Here is a 14,847-nt window from a genome sequence, read left to right as displayed (position 1 = left end):
TCTGGGGGGAACGGAAAGGCGGCTCATGCGGGGATCCCGCCGGCGAGATCGGCGCGAGCGCGGGCCACATGGGCGGTGGCCACGGCGGCGGCTTCGGCTGAGCGAGCGGCGCGCTCGGCGGCGTCGCGCAGGCGCTTGGCGGCGGAGATCCGGGCCAGCACCGGCTGCGCCTCGACCAGCTCGTCGAGGGCCGCGCGCGCGGCCTCGTCCCAGGGCAACTCGCGGTGGTGGCGCGCCGGGGTGGCCTCGACCGCGTCCATGTCGCGGGCGAGCGGCAGGATGTGGAAGAGCGTGTCGAACAGGGCGTTGCAGACTTCCTGGACCAGGTAGGTCGCGCCCGCGAACCCCATGAACGGCGTGCCGGTGTGGCGCCGGATGATCGCACCGGGGAACGAGGCCGGGATGTAGGTCGCCCGGGCCCCACACTCGGCGAGGTACATCCGCTCGTTGAACGAGCCGAACAGGACCAGCGGCGGCTTCTCGGCGACGGCCCTGCGGACGGCGTCGTTGTCGGGCTTCTGCCCGGCCGACCGGCTGAACGCGAAGGTGCAGGGCAGGCCCATTTCGTCTTCGAGGAAGTGCCGGACGCCGCGGGCGTAGGTCTCGGTCGCGACGATCCCGAAGCTGGCGGTCCCGAAGAAATCCTGCGTGACCGAGCGCCAGAGGTCCCAGACCGGCTTGATCGTGGTGTGGCGCTCGCGCTCGATGAACGGCTCCGGATCGAGGCCCAGGATCTCGCCGAGGGAGCGCAGGAACTTGGTGGTCGAGAGCACGCCGATCGGCGCCTGCAGGTAGGGCCGCTCCAGCGCCTCGCAGAGCAGGCGCCCGAACTCCCGGTAGAGGCAGATATTGGCGTCGGCGTTAACGAGCTTGGGCACGTCCGCGAGGTGCGAGCCCAGCGGGAAGGTCAGGTTGACCTCGGCGCCGATCCCCTCGACCAGCCGCCGGATCTCGGCGAGGTCCGAGGGCATGTTGAAGGTGCCGTAGGCCGGCCCGATGATGTTGACCCGCGGCTTCTCGCCGGGCTTCTTCTCGGGCCGGGTAGGGATGCCTGTCTTGGCGAACTTTCGCGCCCCGTATTCCTGCCAGAGCCAGCGCATCGCGCGGTCGGCGGCTTGCCACTGATCCTCGTCGATGGTGCGCGGCAGGAAGCGCTGCAGGCCAGTGCCCTCGGGCGTCACGCCGCCGCCGATCATCTCGGCGATCGAGCCGGTCACCACCACGCTGGGCAGGCCCGGATCGAGGGTGGCATGGGCGCGCTTCATCGCGCCCTCGGTGCCGTGGCGGCCGAGCTCCTCCTCGGCCAGCCCGGTGACGACGATCGGCAGCTCGTGCGGCGGCAGCGCGTCGGTATAGTGCAGCACCGAGGTGACCGGCAGGTTCTCGCAGCCGACCGGGCCGTCGATGACGACCTGCAGCCCCTTGATCGCCGTGAAGACGTAGACGGCGCCCCAGTAGCCCCCGGCCCTGTCGTGATCGAGGATCAGCATCACGCCATCTCCCCGATCGGCTTCTTCGGGCCCTCGATCTTCGGGCCCTGCCGCCGCTGCGGCGTGTCCTGCCAGACGCCGGCGGCGTGGCCGGTGCCGACACCCTCGAAGAAGTCGCGCATGGCGTCGAAGCGGGGCTTGTTGGCCAGCGCGCCGTTGATCACCCGCGCCAGGGAGCCGGCGCCGGCCGCGCCCATGAGCGGGCGCGCCGAGATCAGGTTGGTGAAGTAGAGGGCGGGCGTTCCGCGCTCCTTGGCCCGCTGCACCACCGGCGTCGTGCCGATGGCGAGATCCGGCTTCAGAGAATCCAGCGCGTAGAGGTCGTCCTCCAGCGAGGCGCGGTACTGCACCTGCGTCCCGCGGGCCTCGAGCCAGTCGCGGTCCGCCTCGGACCACGGCGTGCGCGGGCAGGCGGTGCCGACATACGGCACCTCGGCGCCGCTCTCGACCAGCAGGCGCGCCACCAGCAATTCCGAGCCCTCGTAACCCGAGAGCGTGATCCGGCCCTTGATCGGCATGGCGGCGAGCGCCCCGCGGATACCGGGCAGAAGCCGGTTCTTGGCCGCCTCGACGGTGGCTCGCGCGACGCCGCAGGCCTCGCCGATCCGGCCGAGCCAATCCGCTGTGCCGTCGACGCCCACGGGGGCGGAGCCCAGCACGGGACGGCCCGCCGCCTCGAACTCACGGATCGCGGCGGTGTAGAACGGGTGGATCGCCGCCACCGCGGCGCAATCCAGGGCGGCGTAGAGCTCGCGCCATTCGCGGGTCGGCACAACCGGCCCGGCAGCGAGGCCCAGCGGTTCCAGCAAAGCGCCGATCACAACCGGATCGGCCGGGAAGATCTCGCCGAGCAGCGCCACGCTCGGGCGTTCCGACCGGCCGCCGCGCGGGGTCGCGACCGGGCCCTGCTCGGCTTCGGTGCGGGCGACCTTGAGCATGGCGCCGGCCAGGACGTCCTTGGCCTCGGCATGGGTCGGCACGCCGAACCCGGGTACGTCGATGCCGATCACCCGGACGCCGTCGATCTCCTTGGGGAGCAGGCGGAGCGGGACGCCCGAAGCGGTTGGCACGCAGAGATTGATGACGACGACGGCGTCGTAATCTTCCGGCTTCGCGGTTGCGTGGACCGCCTCGCGGATGTCCTCGAACAGCTTGCCGGTGACCAGCGTCTCCGAATTGAACGGCACGTAGCCGACGCTGCGCCTTGCGCCGTAGAAATGCGATGTGAAGGTCAGGCCGTAGACGCAGCAGGCGCTCCCCGAGAGGATCGTGGCGGTCCGGCGCATGCGCAGGCCGACCCGCAGCGAGCCGAAGGCCGGGCACATGCTCTGCGGCTGGTCGTGCGGCCCCTGCGGGTAGTCGCTGCGCAGCTGCGCCAGGGTCTCCGACATGCCGGCCGCCTCGGCGGCGGCCCGCATCGCGTCCTTGCCGGCATGGCAGCCGAGCCCGTCGCCCTTGGTGGCGGCGAGGTCGACGGGCGTGGCCGCCTGGCGAGCCCGCAGATCGGCGATGTCGAGGGAGACGGCCATGCCCTAGACCTCGTCGTAGACGACTTCGAGGGACGGCTTGGCCACGTGCGCGACGCCGCACATGTCCTCGTGGGTCGCCGGGACCAGGACCACGTCGCGGCCGGTCACGTCGCTGGAGAACAGGCCGAGCAGCCCGTCCTGCGTCAGCGGCGTCGGCCGGTGCGGGGCCGCCTCGGCGACATTGGCCGCCAGGTCCGAGAACAGGCTGCCCCAGCGGCTCTCTGGCCGACCGATGATCTCGTAATTGGCGCTCTTGCGGCGGATGTCGTCGTCGGCCGGGATCGAGGCCAGGACCGGGATGCCGGCGGCGGACGCGAAGGCCTCGGCCTCCCCAGTGCCGTCATCCTTGTTGATCACCAGGCCGCCGACGCCGACATTGCCGCCGAGCTTGCGGAAATACTCCACCGCCGAGCAGACGTTGTTGGCGACGTAGAGCGATTGCAGGTCGTTCGAGCCGACGACGATGACCTTCTGGCACATGTCCCGGGCGATCGGCAGGCCGAAGCCGCCGCAGACCACGTCGCCCAGGAAATCGAGCAGGACGAAGTCGAAGCCCCATTCATGGAAGCCGAGCTTCTCCAGCAGCTCGAAGCCGTGAATGATGCCCCGCCCGCCGCAGCCGCGCCCGACCTCGGGCCCGCCGAGCTCCATGGCGTAGACGCCATCGCGCTTGAAGCAGACATCGCCGATCGCCACCGGCTCGCCGGCGAGCTTCTTCCGGGTCGAGGTCTCAATGATCGTCGGGCAGGCCTTGCCGCCGAACAGCAGCGAGGTCGTGTCGCTCTTCGGGTCGCAGCCGATCAGCAAGACCTTCTTGCCCTGCTGGGCCATCATGTAGCTGAGATTGGCGAGCGTGAACGACTTGCCGATGCCGCCCTTGCCGTAGATCGCGATGATCTGCGTCTCTTTCGTCACCGGGGCGGTCGCGACCGCATCCGGCTCGATCGCCGCCTCGGCGCGGAGCTGGGTGGCCTGGTCGAGGGCGGCCTTGCTGAGCTGCACGTTCACGCGGCGTCCCTCCAGTCGAGAATCATCTTCAGGCAGGCGGGATCGGCGAAGGCGGTGCGGTAGGCGTCCTGGGCTTGCGCCGCCGGGACGCGGTGGGTGATCAGCCCGTCGAGGGAGAGCCGGCCGCCCTCGATCAGAGCCGTGACGGCGGCGAGATCGTCGGGGCGGAACTCGGCCGAGATCCGGATTCGCGCCTCGCGCATGAAGGCGGGCGGGAAGGCGAAGAACAGGGGCGCCTCGTAGAAGCCGGCGAGCACGATCTCGCCGCCGGGCGCCAGGCGGGCGATCAGGCCGTCGAGGCCGGAGGCGTCGCCGCTGACATCGGTGATGACCGCGTAGTCGCGCCGGGCATCCTCCTCGGGCGCCAGAACCGTGTAGCTGGGGTCACCCTCCCGCCGGGCGGGGTCCCGCTCCCAGACGGTCGGCTCGGCGCCGGCCGCCACGGTGAGACGCGCGAGGAGCCGCCCGAGCACCCCGTGCCCGACGATGAGCGGCGTCGCCCCGGGACGAAGGCCGCCGAGCGCCCGGTAGGCGGTGGCGGCGAGGGCGATCAGGCAGGCGCGGTCGCCGAGCGCGGCATCCACGGGCACGAGGCGGGCCGCCGGGGCGACGAGGTGCGAGGCGGCGCCGCCGAACAGGCCGCGGACAGCGCCGAAGCAGCGCGCGCCGGGGACGAAGACAGTCTGGCCGACCCAAACCGCAGCATCGGCGCCGGCCTCGACCACCGTGCCGACGGACTCGTAGCCGGGGACCAACGGGTAGCCCATCCCGGGAAAGGGCGGCATGCGGCCGGACCAGAGGAGACGCTCGGTCCCGGTGCTGATCCCGCTCCAGGCAATCGCCACGACGGCGTCGGCGGCGGCGGGCGGCGTCAAGGGCAGGCGGTTGAGCGCCAAGCTTTCCGGACGTTCGAGGATGACGGCAAGAGCGTCCATGACTGGAATGTTCCGCCCTGTGTCTCGCGACTCTCGCCGCTCTGGGGCCGCCTTGTGTCATCCTAGATAGACACAAACCTGCGTCAAGTTATTCTTACACTAGCGGGCGTCTTTCTGCGTGACGATCAGGCGGGTCAGGAGCGGTCTGCGCGTCGGCCGCTCCTTGGACGCGGTGAAACCGGCCTGGCGCAGCATCTCGTGCAGTTCCTCGGCGCGACGCGGCCGGCCCGATCCCATGGCCAGGAGGTAGAAGCCGAAATACGCATCGCCGACCGGCTCGGCGCCGGGCGTGCCGGCCATCGGCTCGGCGAGGATCAGCGTGCCGCCGGGGGGCAGTGCCGCGTGCGCGGCCGCGAGGAGGGCCTGGGCCGGGGCGTCGTCGTGATCGTGGAGGATGCGGATCAGCGTGATCGTGTCGGCGCCTGTGGGCAGGCCATCGTGGAAGCTTCCGCCGCGGCAGGCGATCCGCTCGGCCAGCCCGATCTGCGCGAGTCGCTCGGCGGCGCGGTCCGCGACCGCCGGGAGATCGAAGAGCGTGAGGCCCAACGCGGCGTGACGGGCCGCGACGGCCTGCAGGAAGGCGCCCTCGCCGCCGCCGACATCCATGAGGTGCCGGCTGCGGGACAGGTCGCAGGCATCGAGCACGTCGTCCGCGATCAGCGCCTGCGAGGCGCCCATCAGGCCGCCATAGGGGGCGACCGACGCGGCATCGCCGATCGCGCCGGACGCGTAAGGCCAGTAGCCCGCCAGCCGGGTCGGTCCCGCCGCGCCGCGCAGCAGCGCGACCGGATCGGCGAGATCGGCATAGAGCAGCGCGTGGTGCTCGACCATCGCGGCGATCCCGGGATTGCCGGTGAGCGCGGCGCCGAGATCGGCGAGGCCGAAGCGGTCGCCGGGCAGCGCCCGGACGAGATCCAGCGAAGCCGCGGCGCGCAGCAGGCAGCGCGCGTTCTCGAGCGGGAGATCGAGCCGGCGGGCCAGCACCTCGAGGGGCAGCGGCCCCTCGCTGAGGATCCGGAACAGGTCGAGCCGGATGCAGGCGGTCAGCACCTGGGCGTAGACGAAGCCGGCGCAGAGATCGAACAAAGCCCGCGTGTTCTTCCGGGCGATGCCCCGGGTCAGCGGGAAACCCGCCGCCCAGCGCTGGAAACGCGGGCTCGCCACGAGGCGGTTGCGCCAGCCGAGCCAGCGGTCGCGCAGCGAGGCCGGCGCGGCCAAGGTCGCGCCGGAGCGGGGAACCGAGCCGGCGGTCAGGCCGCCACCGCGCGCAGGCTCGCCGGCAGGAACAGCCGCGCCTGCGCCTCGATCTCGGCCTTGAGCTGCGCCAAGCCCGGGCAGGCCGGGATCGCCGCCACCGCGTCGCGGGTGAGCCGGGCCAGGCGGTCGAGGGCGCCGTCGGTGCCGAGCAGGGCGGCGGCGTTGGGGCGCCCGAGGGTGGCGTCCCGGCCGGCGGGCTTGCCGATCTCCTCCTGGCGGCAGGCGACGTCGCGCAGGTCGTCGGCGACCTGATAGGCCTCGCCCAGGCACTCACCGAGGCGGCGCCAGGGCTCCGGATCGGATCCGGCGGCGGCGGCCCCCAGCACGGTGGCGGCGGCGAACAAGGCGCCGGTCTTGGCCTGCTGGTAGTCGCTGAGGCTGATATGGGCCTCCGATTCCCAGGCCTGCCCGGCCGCGATCCCGCTGGGCGAGCCGGCGGCGCGGCCGAGAAGGCTGACAAGGCGCCCGAGCCTGACCGGATAGGGTCCGGCGGCGCGGGCCAGGGTCTCGAAGGCCAGGACGATCAGGGCATCGCCGGCGAGCACCGCGATCGGCTCGCCGTAGGCGACGTGGACCGTCGGCTTCTGGCGGCGCAGGGGGGCGTCGTCGAAGCAGGGCAGGTCGTCGTGGACCAGGGAGGCGCAGTGCAGCAGCTCGATCGCGGCGGCGGCGGCCTCTGAGGAGGCCGGGTCGTCGTCGCCGCAGGCCCGGGCGACCGACAGGCAGAGGCGGGGCCGGATACGGTGCCCGCCGGGGAAGACGGCGTAGCGCAGGGCCTCGGCCAGCAGGGGCGGCGCGCCCGGCGCCTCGGCATAGGCCACGGCGCGGTCCAGCGCCTGTTCGATCCGCCGGCCCGACTCCATGACGCGCCTCCCGTGTTATCATCGGTTGTCAGCGACAAGTGTCATTTCTTATTGACACTTGTCGGGCCGCAGATCAATCCCGATGGTGCGGTTGGAGGCGGGGTTCAGCGTGGCGCAGGAACGCGTCGTCGTGATCGGGGCCGGGATCGGCGGTCTGGCCGCCGCCTTACGGTTGGCCCATGCCGGGCTGGACGTAACGGTGGTTGAGCGGGCCGCGCGGCCGGGCGGCAAGATGGCGAGCGTCCGGGTGGGCGATTCCCGCGTCGAAACCGGCCCGACCGTGTTCACGATGCGCTGGGTCTTCGAGGAATTGTTCGCCGAATCCGGCGCTGCCTTCGAGGAGCACGCGACGCTAGCGCCCGCCGGACTCCTGGCCCGCCACGCCTGGACGCGCGACGAGCGCCTGGACCTGTCCGCCGATCTCGACACCTCGGCGGCCGCGATCGAGGCCTTTGCCGGGTCCCGGGAGGCCGAGGGATACCGCCGGTTCTGCGCCCGCTCCGCCGAGGTCTACCGGACCCTGGAGGGGCCGTTCATTCGCGAGGGTCGCACCAGTCCCACCGGGCTGGCCCAGCGAGTCGGGATCTCGGGGCTGGGCGATTTGTGGCGGATCCAGCCCTTCGCCACCCTGTGGTCGGCGCTCGGCACGTTCTTCCGCGATCCCCGGTTACTGCAACTGTTCGGGCGCTACGCCACCTATTGCGGCGCCTCGCCGTTCACCGCGCCGGCGACCCTGATGCTGGTGGCCCATGTCGAGCAGGCCGGAATCTGGACGGTGGCGGGCGGCATGAGCGCCCTCGCCAAGTCGGTGGCCGACCTGGCGGCGCAGCGCGGGGCGACGTTCCGCTACGGCGCGCATGTGGACCGGATCGTCACCGCGGGCGGTCGGGTCTCGGGCGTGATCCTGGCGGATGGCGAGACGATCTCCGCCGACTGCGTCGTCTGCAACGCCGATGCATCGGCTTTGGGCACCGGTCTGTTCGGCCAGGAGGCGGCGCCGATGGGCGAACGCCTGGCGCCTTCCGAGCGCTCGCTCTCCGCGCTGACCCTCGCGGCCGTCGCGAAGCCCAGCGGCTTTCCGCTGGCCCATCACAACGTGTTCTTCTCGGGCGATTACCGGGCCGAGTTCGACACGATCCTGCGCCGGCGGCGCCTGCCCGACGACCCCACGGTCTACCTCTGCGCCCAGGACCGGACCGAGTCCGGTGCGGAGCCCACCGGGCCGGAGCGCCTGCTCCTGCTCGTCAACGCCCCGGCCGACGGCCGGGACCGCCCGCCGACGCCCTCGGAGATCGAGACATGCGCGACGAATCTGAGCCGCCGCCTGGAAGCCTGCGGTCTGACCTTGGCGATGGCCTCGCCCCCGGTCTTGACCGATCCGGCGGGGTTCGAGAGCCGGTTTCCCGGGAGCGCGGGAGCGCTCTACGGGAGGGCGCCGCAGGGCTGGGCGTCGACCTTCAAGCGCGCGGGGGCCCGGACCGCCCTGCCCGGCCTGTACCTGGCGGGGGGCTCGATCCATCCCGGCCCGGGCGTGCCGATGGCGGCGCAATCGGGCCGGCTGGCGGCGGCGGCGATCCTGCAGGACCGCGATTCGACGGCCCGGTCGCGCAGAACGGCTACGCGTGGTGGTACGTCGATGCGGTGAGCGACGACGGCCGCCAGGGGCTGACGATCATCGCCTTCATCGGCAGCGTGTTCTCGCCCTATTACGGCTGGCGCGCCGACAAGGACCCGTTCGCGCATTGCGCGATGAACGTCGTGCTCTACGGCGACCGGACACGCTTCGCCATGACCGAGCGCGGCGCCGCCAGCTTGTCCCGAAGCCGGCATTCCATCGCCATCGGTCCGAGTGCCATGGCGTGGGACGGCACGACGCTGACGATCCAGATCGACGAGCGCGGCGCCCCCCTCCCCCGGCGGGTGCGCGGCACGGTGCGGCTCACCCCGCGCGGCTTCACCTCCGGCCCGTTCCAGCTCGACCCGAACGGCCGGCACCGCTGGTGGCCGATGGCGCCGTCCTCCCGCGTCGAAGTCGAGCTCGACCAGCCGAACCTCCGCTGGACCGGCAGCGGCTATTTCGACACCAATGACGGCGACGAGCCGCTGGCCGCGGCCTTCACCCGCTGGACCTGGTGCCGGGCCGACCTGCCGGACGGCGCCGCAATTCTGTACGACGTGCGCCACCGCGACGGCGGCGGCCAGAACCTGTCGCTGCGCTTCTCTCACGACGGCAACCGCCGGGAGATCCGCCCGCCGCTGGCTGCCCCCCTGCCGTCCACATCGTTCTGGCGCATGCCCCGGGAGACCCGCAGCGACGACGGCCGCGCCCGGGTGCTCACCACCTTCGAAGACACGCCGTTCTATTCCCGCTCCCTGCTCGCCTCGACGCTCGCCGGCGAGCCGGTGCGGGCGGTGCATGAGAGCCTGTCGCTCGATCGCTTCCGCAACCCGCTGGTGCAGCTGATGCTGCCGTTCCGCATGCCGCGGCCCTATGCGGGGTGAGGTTTTGGGTTTGGAACAGCCTGTCGCCGTCCCTGCGTTGTCCGGGTTCGTCGTCGCTCAGGCGCAGCCCATCGGCTTCGAACCTCCCACCCTCCACCTCATCCCCAGGTGCCGCGGCGACGCGAAGGCCTCAGGATGGGGGCGGGGGTTGGACTCTGCGTTGAATTTCCGAGCAAGTTCGAAAATACAGCGGCTTACGATACTAACATCAGGCGCATCAAAATTTCACCGTAGTACCGGTCCGCGACTTTCAGTGCTCGCTCTTCCAGTCCATATTCTTCAAAGCCGGCACGTCTGTAGAGACTAAGCGCCTGATCGTTAGACGCTTCGACCGCCAAGGTCAGTTCCTCCACCACACCGCCGGCGTGCTCGATAACCCGGGCCAGGAGCGCCGACCCGAGGCCCAAGTCGCGAGCTTCGGGCCGGACATACATGCCCCAGAGCACACCCTTGTGCCGGGTTTTGATCCCCTCCGGAATGAACAGCCCGGCGATGCCGTCGAGAGGGGGTAAGTTATTTCGGCGCGCGCCGAAGACGATGCCGTTCTCCAAGCGACGCCGCGAATCGTCGAGCGTTTGACGCACCTCTTCCTCGTAAGACGCCCCGAAGGCTTCGGGATGCCTGCGCAGACCGTCCAGCCGAAGCTCACGAAAATCGGTCGCGTCTGCACCGCTCAGGCGCATCACGGCGAAAGGCGCGCCGGTCATGCCGCCAACGTGCGCCCCCGCGCCGCCGCCAGCACGGTGTCGGCCGGGACGTTCACCCACAAGTCCCCATCGGGCGCCGGACCCGCCGCGAGCCAATCCCCGACGATCCGGTATCCGAGCGTGTAGCCGAGCCAGCGCGGGTAGCGCCCGCCTGTCCCGTAGAACCACGCGGCATGATCGTAATCCGTCGCCGCCAGCGCAGCGGCATCGGGACGGTTGGCCGCCAGCACGGCGTCGGAGACGGCGCATTCCCACGGTTCGAGCGGCGTGCCGAATAGGTGGCTGGCGAACCGGCCGGCCAGGCCCTCGCTGACCAGGGTTTCGCCGAGCGTCGTGCCGTAACCCGGCCCGGTCATGCGCAGGCAGTGATGCACCTCGTGCACCATCGTCCGGCGAATGTCTCCCGTGCGCAGGGACGTTGCGAAGTTGGCGTTGTCGGGATCCAGGGTCAGCCAGACGACGGTCGGACGATGGGCCTGGGCCGCCGTGCCGATCTCCGGGATGACCGCGTCGGAATTGCGATCCACCACGATGTCCAGGGCCGGCGGGGGCAGGACGCGGGCGATGGCGTCGCGGGCGATGGCGATCTCCGCCGCAATCGTCTCGCGCCAGGGCCGCAGATCGCCCGAGGCCTCAAGCCAATGTACTTGCCAGGACATCGCCATACACCGCTCGGATGCGCCGTCGCCTCATCCCAATCCCGTCACAGGTGACCCAGAACCTTCGCCTGCGGCTCGTGGAGGCTATTCCACAGGGAGACGCCCTTGGACCAGGACGGCATGTCCTCGACACGGATCGATGCGCCGTCCTGGGCGTAGCGCTTCGCCTTCTCGGCCTCGCCGTAGGCTTTGACGAAGTGGTTGACGACGGGATTGTCGGTCTCGGCGCTCACGGCCGCCCGTCCCTGGTGCCGCTCCTTGGCGAGGCCCTGATACTGGACCTGCGCGGCGGCACGTTTCTGTGCCCAGTCCAGGGAGGCTTTCTCCTCCGGGCCGGCGCCGTCCAGCACGGTGATCGTCGCCTTGGCCGCCCCCGCCGCATCGGTGCCGCGCGGGTTGGCGGCCCGGGACGCGCGCGCCTCGATCGACGCCACCTCGGCCTTGGCCGCCTTGACCTCGGTCGCCGAGAACAGGCCGCCGTGATTGGTGGTGATGGCGTAGAGCGCCCGGCGGTCCAGCGTCTGGATCCGGATGGCGCCGTGCCATTCCTGGTCGGAGGTGCCGGCATCGGCGACCTTTCCGAGCTTCTGGTAGGCGGCATCCAGGAACTTCCGGGTGTCGACCGCCACCTGGGAGAACGACTTCTTGTCCGCATCCGCGGTGGCGGCCGACCCCGTGGATGTCGCCCGGCCGGACCGATCCGAGATCGACGCGGCCGCCGATCTCGTCGCCTCCGCGTGGGAATGATAGGATCTGCCGACGTATTTCACGAATGCCGAGAACATGCCGATTCCCCGTCGATGATGCTTGGACTAAAAATATGCCGGCGCCGCGATTATTTTGCGTCCGTATTCAATGAGTAATCTAAGATAAAATTTGCAATTGAAACGGATGTACGCCGATCTGGCCCCGTAAACTGGCTGACATCCGGCCATGACGTGGCGTCGGTGTCAAGCAAAGCGCCCCTCACCGCTTCACCGTGCTTGCTACGGGCAAAACAGGTCGGACCCTTCATCGCTCCCGGTCGCGGGAGGCCAACGCTTTGTCTGGAAGCGAAGGCAAGACCGATACGGGCACGCCCTGCTATCCCCGGATCCGCGCAGTGGCGCCCGTGATCCAGAACCCCCGACGCGATAGGCTCGTCCACCGACGGCGTTTCCGGATTGCCGCCTCTGGCGGCCCCTTCGGGTCCGGGCTCAGCTGCGGCGGCGCAGAATGGCCGGGGCGTTCTCTCGAACGCAGCCTCACGCCGGGATCGATTGCCGCCGGCGACAAAACCCCAGGGGTTGGATCCGGTCGACGATGCAGGCCAGGGTGGCGAGGCCCAGCATCAGCCCGAGCGGGAAACCCGTGAGGCCGGCGCCCTCGCGCAGGAGCGCGAACAGGGGTGTCGCCAGCAGAAGCGCGCGCTCATGGCGGCGCAGGCCGCCGGCGCTTTGGGCCGTAAGCACCAGCAGCAGCGTCGCCGGGACGAGCGGGACGAGATCGTAGACCGGCAGGTAGGGCGAGAGCAGCGGCGCGGCGGTCAGCAGGGCTGCGGCGCGCAGGGCGGGCGCGGCGGGCCGCGTCCAGGCGCGGATGGCGACGGCGAGGGCCAGAGCGGCGACGAGGGCCTGGAGCGCCCAGGCCGCTGCGATCGGGCCGCCGAGCAAACGCACGGCCCCGAAGGCGCTGGCATTGAGTTCGAGCCCGGCCGCGGCGTTCTCCAGGATGATCCGGTTGGTCTCGCCCAACGTGCCGAGGAAGCCGAGCCAGGGCGCGGTGCCGAACAGGACCAGCGAGGCCCCGCACAGGCCGAGAACGGTCGCGAGGCAGGAGGCCAGGCAGGCTCTCCGGCCGGTGATCAGCAGGAGCAGCGGCGCCAGGGCGGCGAAATGCGGCTTGTAGGCGAGCAGGCCGAAGCACAGGCCGGCGAGCCAGGGCCGGCGGTCGACCAGGAGCGCCCCGAACGTCAGGAGCGCGGCGGTGAAGAGGCCGTTCTGGCCGTAGGTCAGGTTGCAGAACACCAGCGGATGGGCGAGCGCGATCCAGGCCGCGTCGCCCCGGCCGGCGGCGAAGCGCATCGCCCCGGCGAAGACCGCGAGCGACAGGGCGGTCCAGAGCCAGAAGGCCGGCTGCGGCTCCAGGCTCGCGAAGGCGGCGGCCGGCATCAGGAAGACCGGCGGGTAGTGCCAGGCGAAGCGGCAATCCGGCCCGAAGGCGGCCTTCAGGTTCGCGAGATGGACGGGCAGATCGTAGGGCTCGCCGCCGCGCCCTTCTAGCGCCGCCAGACCGGCCACCCAGATCTGGCTGAAATCGTTGCCGAGCATGTCGCCGTACCAGTTCCGGCGCGGCTCCGGGCCGGTGCCGAACACCACCGCGACGACGGCGAGGGTCAGCGGCACCAGCACCCAGGCGGCCAGCTTGGCGAAGGCGAACAGCCGGGCATCGCTGCCGGCGAGGTCCTTCAGGTCCGCCCAGAGCGCGGTGGGGCGGGAGGCCGGCGCTTCGATCGGGATGGGCGCGGACATGGCGGCTTTCGGCGATGCGGTGCCGTTTCAGCCTAGGCGAGGCCGGTTCCGGCGCCGTTAACGTGGGGTTTGCCCAACGGCGCGGCTTGTGCGAGAGGGGCGCGGCTGCGACATTCGCGCCGTCAACGGGGGCGGCGATGACGATGCGAGCGGACGAGGTCTCCCCCGCGCCCCGTATCCTGATCTACAGCCACGACACGTTCGGGCTCGGCCATCTGCGCCGCTCGCGGGCGATCGCCAACGCGATCGTGGCCTGCAACCGCGGCGCGCGGGCGATGATCATCTCCGGTTCGCCGGTGATCGACCGCTACGCTTTCGCGCCCGGGGTCTACACCGTGCGGTTGCCGCCGGTGACCAAGTTCGCCGACGGCAATTATGCGAGCCTCGACGGCACCACGCCGCTGGCCCACACGGTGGAGCGCCGGGCAGCGATCATCGCCCGGACCGATGCCAGCTTCGCCCCCGACCTGATCCTGGTCGACAAGGAGCCGGCGGGCTTCCATGGCGAGCTGATGCCGGTGCTCGAATCCGCCTCGGCCCGGGGCACACGCCTGGTGCTCGGCCTGCGCGACGTGCTCGACGATGCCGACCGGCTCGTGCCCGAATGGGAGCGCAAGGGCGCGGCCGAGACCATGGCGCGGTTCTACGACGAGATCTGGGTCTACGGCCTCAGCCGCATTCACGAGCCCCTCGCGGCCCTGCCGATGGAGCCCGAGATGGCGGCGCGGATCGCCGGGCGGCTGATCTACACCGGCTATCTCCGCCGGGAGGTGCCGGAGATGTCCGCCGGCCGTGAGGAGCCGGCCATCGCCCGGGGGCCGTTCGTGCTGGTCACGCCCGGCGGCGGCGGCGACGGCGCCGCCCTGATCGACTGGGTGATCGCCGCCTACGAGACCGATCCGGGCATTCCCCTGCCCTCCCTGATCGCCTTCGGGCCGTTCCTCGACGGGGCGACCCGGGACGGCTTCGCCGCGCGGATCGACCGGCTGGGCGGCAGGATCGCGGCGATCACCTTCGACAGCCAGATCGAGTTCCTCATGCGCAAGGCGGCCGGGGTCGTGGCGATGGGCGGCTACAACACCTTCTGCGAGATCCTGTCCTTCGACCTGCGGGCGATCCTGGTGCCGCGCACCGAGCCGCGCCGGGAGCAGGCGATCCGGGCGCTGGCGGCCGAGCAGCTGGGCCTCGCCCGGGTCCTGCTGGAGGCCGACGGCCGCGCGCCCGAGCGCATGGCGGCGGCGCTCCGCGCCCTGCCAGGCCAGAGCGAGCCGTCCCGGGTGCTGGTGCCGGGCCTGCTCGACGGGCTCGACGCGGTCGGCCGCCGGGTGCGGGCGCTGTCCGCCGCGGGGACGATGGGCGCCCGCGCCCGGGCCTTCTCGTGACGGAC

Annotated in this window: 13 protein-coding genes; 3 read left to right on the top strand and 10 right to left on the bottom strand. The window is 71.2% G+C overall.

Annotated features, from left to right (window positions below; genetic code table 11):
• Positions 1-23 precede the first annotated feature (23 nt).
• The 6 genes from bchZ to LGR69_RS00700 form a co-directional block, all read right to left on the bottom strand.
• Positions 24-1,490, bottom strand: coding sequence for a chlorophyllide a reductase subunit Z (gene bchZ, locus LGR69_RS00725; protein WP_230364894.1), 1,467 nt, complete (start codon positions 1,488-1,490; stop codon positions 24-26).
• Complete coding sequence (gene bchY, locus LGR69_RS00720; protein ID WP_230364893.1) at positions 1,490-3,019, bottom strand: chlorophyllide a reductase subunit Y; 1,530 nt, start codon at positions 3,017-3,019, stop codon at positions 1,490-1,492. Before bchY ends, bchZ begins: the two co-directional genes overlap by 1 nt.
• A 3-nt stretch (positions 3,020-3,022) precedes the next feature.
• A complete protein-coding gene (locus LGR69_RS00715) occupies positions 3,023-4,027 on the bottom strand; it encodes a chlorophyllide a reductase iron protein subunit X (RefSeq protein ID WP_230364892.1) in 1,005 nt (334 codons plus the stop codon).
• Positions 4,024-4,962 carry a chlorophyll synthesis pathway protein BchC gene (bchC, locus tag LGR69_RS00710; protein ID WP_230364891.1) on the bottom strand — a complete coding sequence of 313 codons (939 nt, stop codon included), beginning with the start codon at positions 4,960-4,962 and terminating at the stop codon, positions 4,024-4,026. Before bchC ends, LGR69_RS00715 begins: the two co-directional genes overlap by 4 nt.
• A 99-nt stretch (positions 4,963-5,061) precedes the next feature.
• Positions 5,062-6,180, bottom strand: a complete 1,119-nt coding sequence (locus tag LGR69_RS00705; RefSeq protein WP_230364890.1) for an acetylserotonin O-methyltransferase — start codon at positions 6,178-6,180, stop codon at positions 5,062-5,064.
• Between the two features lie 32 nt (positions 6,181-6,212).
• Entirely contained in the window at positions 6,213-7,082 is an 870-nt protein-coding gene (locus LGR69_RS00700) for a polyprenyl synthetase family protein (protein ID WP_230364889.1), read from the bottom strand.
• An 82-nt stretch (positions 7,083-7,164) separates the two neighbouring features.
• On the opposite strand from LGR69_RS00700, the gene crtD reads away from it, so the two are divergent.
• Together crtD and LGR69_RS00690 are read left to right on the top strand one after the other, a co-directional pair.
• Entirely contained in the window at positions 7,165-8,727 is a 1,563-nt protein-coding gene (gene crtD / locus LGR69_RS00695; RefSeq protein WP_230364888.1) for a 1-hydroxycarotenoid 3,4-desaturase CrtD, read from the top strand.
• On the top strand, positions 8,724-9,584 hold the full coding sequence (locus LGR69_RS00690) for a carotenoid 1,2-hydratase (protein WP_230364887.1): 861 nt from the start codon (positions 8,724-8,726) through the stop codon (positions 9,582-9,584). Before crtD ends, LGR69_RS00690 begins: the two co-directional genes overlap by 4 nt.
• Before the next feature lie 194 nt (positions 9,585-9,778).
• Here the strand turns inward: LGR69_RS00690 and LGR69_RS00685 are convergent, their stop codons facing one another.
• The 4 genes from LGR69_RS00685 to LGR69_RS00670 form a co-directional block, all read right to left on the bottom strand.
• On the bottom strand, positions 9,779-10,291 hold the full coding sequence (locus LGR69_RS00685) for a GNAT family N-acetyltransferase (RefSeq protein ID WP_230364886.1): 513 nt from the start codon (positions 10,289-10,291) through the stop codon (positions 9,779-9,781).
• A complete protein-coding gene (locus LGR69_RS00680) occupies positions 10,288-10,956 on the bottom strand; it encodes a DUF2268 domain-containing putative Zn-dependent protease (RefSeq protein WP_230364885.1) in 669 nt (222 codons plus the stop codon). The genes LGR69_RS00685 and LGR69_RS00680 overlap by 4 nt, the downstream gene beginning before the upstream one ends.
• A 38-nt stretch (positions 10,957-10,994) precedes the next feature.
• Positions 10,995-11,735 carry a hypothetical protein gene (locus LGR69_RS00675; RefSeq protein WP_230364884.1) on the bottom strand — a complete coding sequence of 247 codons (741 nt, stop codon included), beginning with the start codon at positions 11,733-11,735 and terminating at the stop codon, positions 10,995-10,997.
• A 459-nt stretch (positions 11,736-12,194) separates the two neighbouring features.
• Positions 12,195-13,460 carry a glycosyltransferase family 87 protein gene (locus tag LGR69_RS00670; protein WP_230364883.1) on the bottom strand — a complete coding sequence of 422 codons (1,266 nt, stop codon included), beginning with the start codon at positions 13,458-13,460 and terminating at the stop codon, positions 12,195-12,197.
• Between the two features lie 143 nt (positions 13,461-13,603).
• Here LGR69_RS00670 and LGR69_RS00665 point away from each other — a divergent pair, with 143 nt between their 5' ends.
• Complete coding sequence (locus tag LGR69_RS00665; RefSeq protein WP_307354611.1) at positions 13,604-14,842, top strand: glycosyltransferase family protein; 1,239 nt, start codon at positions 13,604-13,606, stop codon at positions 14,840-14,842.
• Positions 14,843-14,847 lie beyond the last annotated feature (5 nt).

The organism is Methylobacterium brachiatum, from assembly GCF_020523825.1.
GTDB classification, from domain to species: Bacteria; Pseudomonadota; Alphaproteobacteria; order Rhizobiales; family Beijerinckiaceae; genus Methylobacterium; species Methylobacterium brachiatum.
The sequence above is the reverse complement of the archived record's forward strand: the minus strand, read 5'-3'. Positions and strand labels throughout refer to the sequence as shown.

Excerpts from the sequence above, each read along its gene's own strand:
- LGR69_RS00670 (WP_230364883.1), bottom strand. The coding sequence starts at position 13,460 with ATGTCCGCGCCCATCCCGATCGAAGCGCCGGCCTCCCGCCCCACCGCG.
- LGR69_RS00675 (WP_230364884.1), bottom strand. The coding sequence starts at position 11,735 with ATGTTCTCGGCATTCGTGAAATACGTCGGCAGATCCTATCATTCCCAC.
- bchY (WP_230364893.1), bottom strand. The coding sequence starts at position 3,019 with ATGGCCGTCTCCCTCGACATCGCCGATCTGCGGGCTCGCCAGGCGGCC.
- crtD (WP_230364888.1), top strand. The coding sequence starts at position 7,165 with ATGGTGCGGTTGGAGGCGGGGTTCAGCGTGGCGCAGGAACGCGTCGTC.
- LGR69_RS00680 (WP_230364885.1), bottom strand. The coding sequence starts at position 10,956 with ATGGCGATGTCCTGGCAAGTACATTGGCTTGAGGCCTCGGGCGATCTG.
- bchC (WP_230364891.1), bottom strand. The coding sequence starts at position 4,962 with ATGGACGCTCTTGCCGTCATCCTCGAACGTCCGGAAAGCTTGGCGCTC.
- LGR69_RS00700 (WP_230364889.1), bottom strand. The coding sequence starts at position 7,082 with ATGGAGTCGGGCCGGCGGATCGAACAGGCGCTGGACCGCGCCGTGGCC.
- bchZ (WP_230364894.1), bottom strand. The coding sequence starts at position 1,490 with ATGCTGATCCTCGATCACGACAGGGCCGGGGGCTACTGGGGCGCCGTC.
- LGR69_RS00665 (WP_307354611.1), top strand. The coding sequence starts at position 13,604 with ATGCGAGCGGACGAGGTCTCCCCCGCGCCCCGTATCCTGATCTACAGC.
- LGR69_RS00685 (WP_230364886.1), bottom strand. The coding sequence starts at position 10,291 with ATGACCGGCGCGCCTTTCGCCGTGATGCGCCTGAGCGGTGCAGACGCG.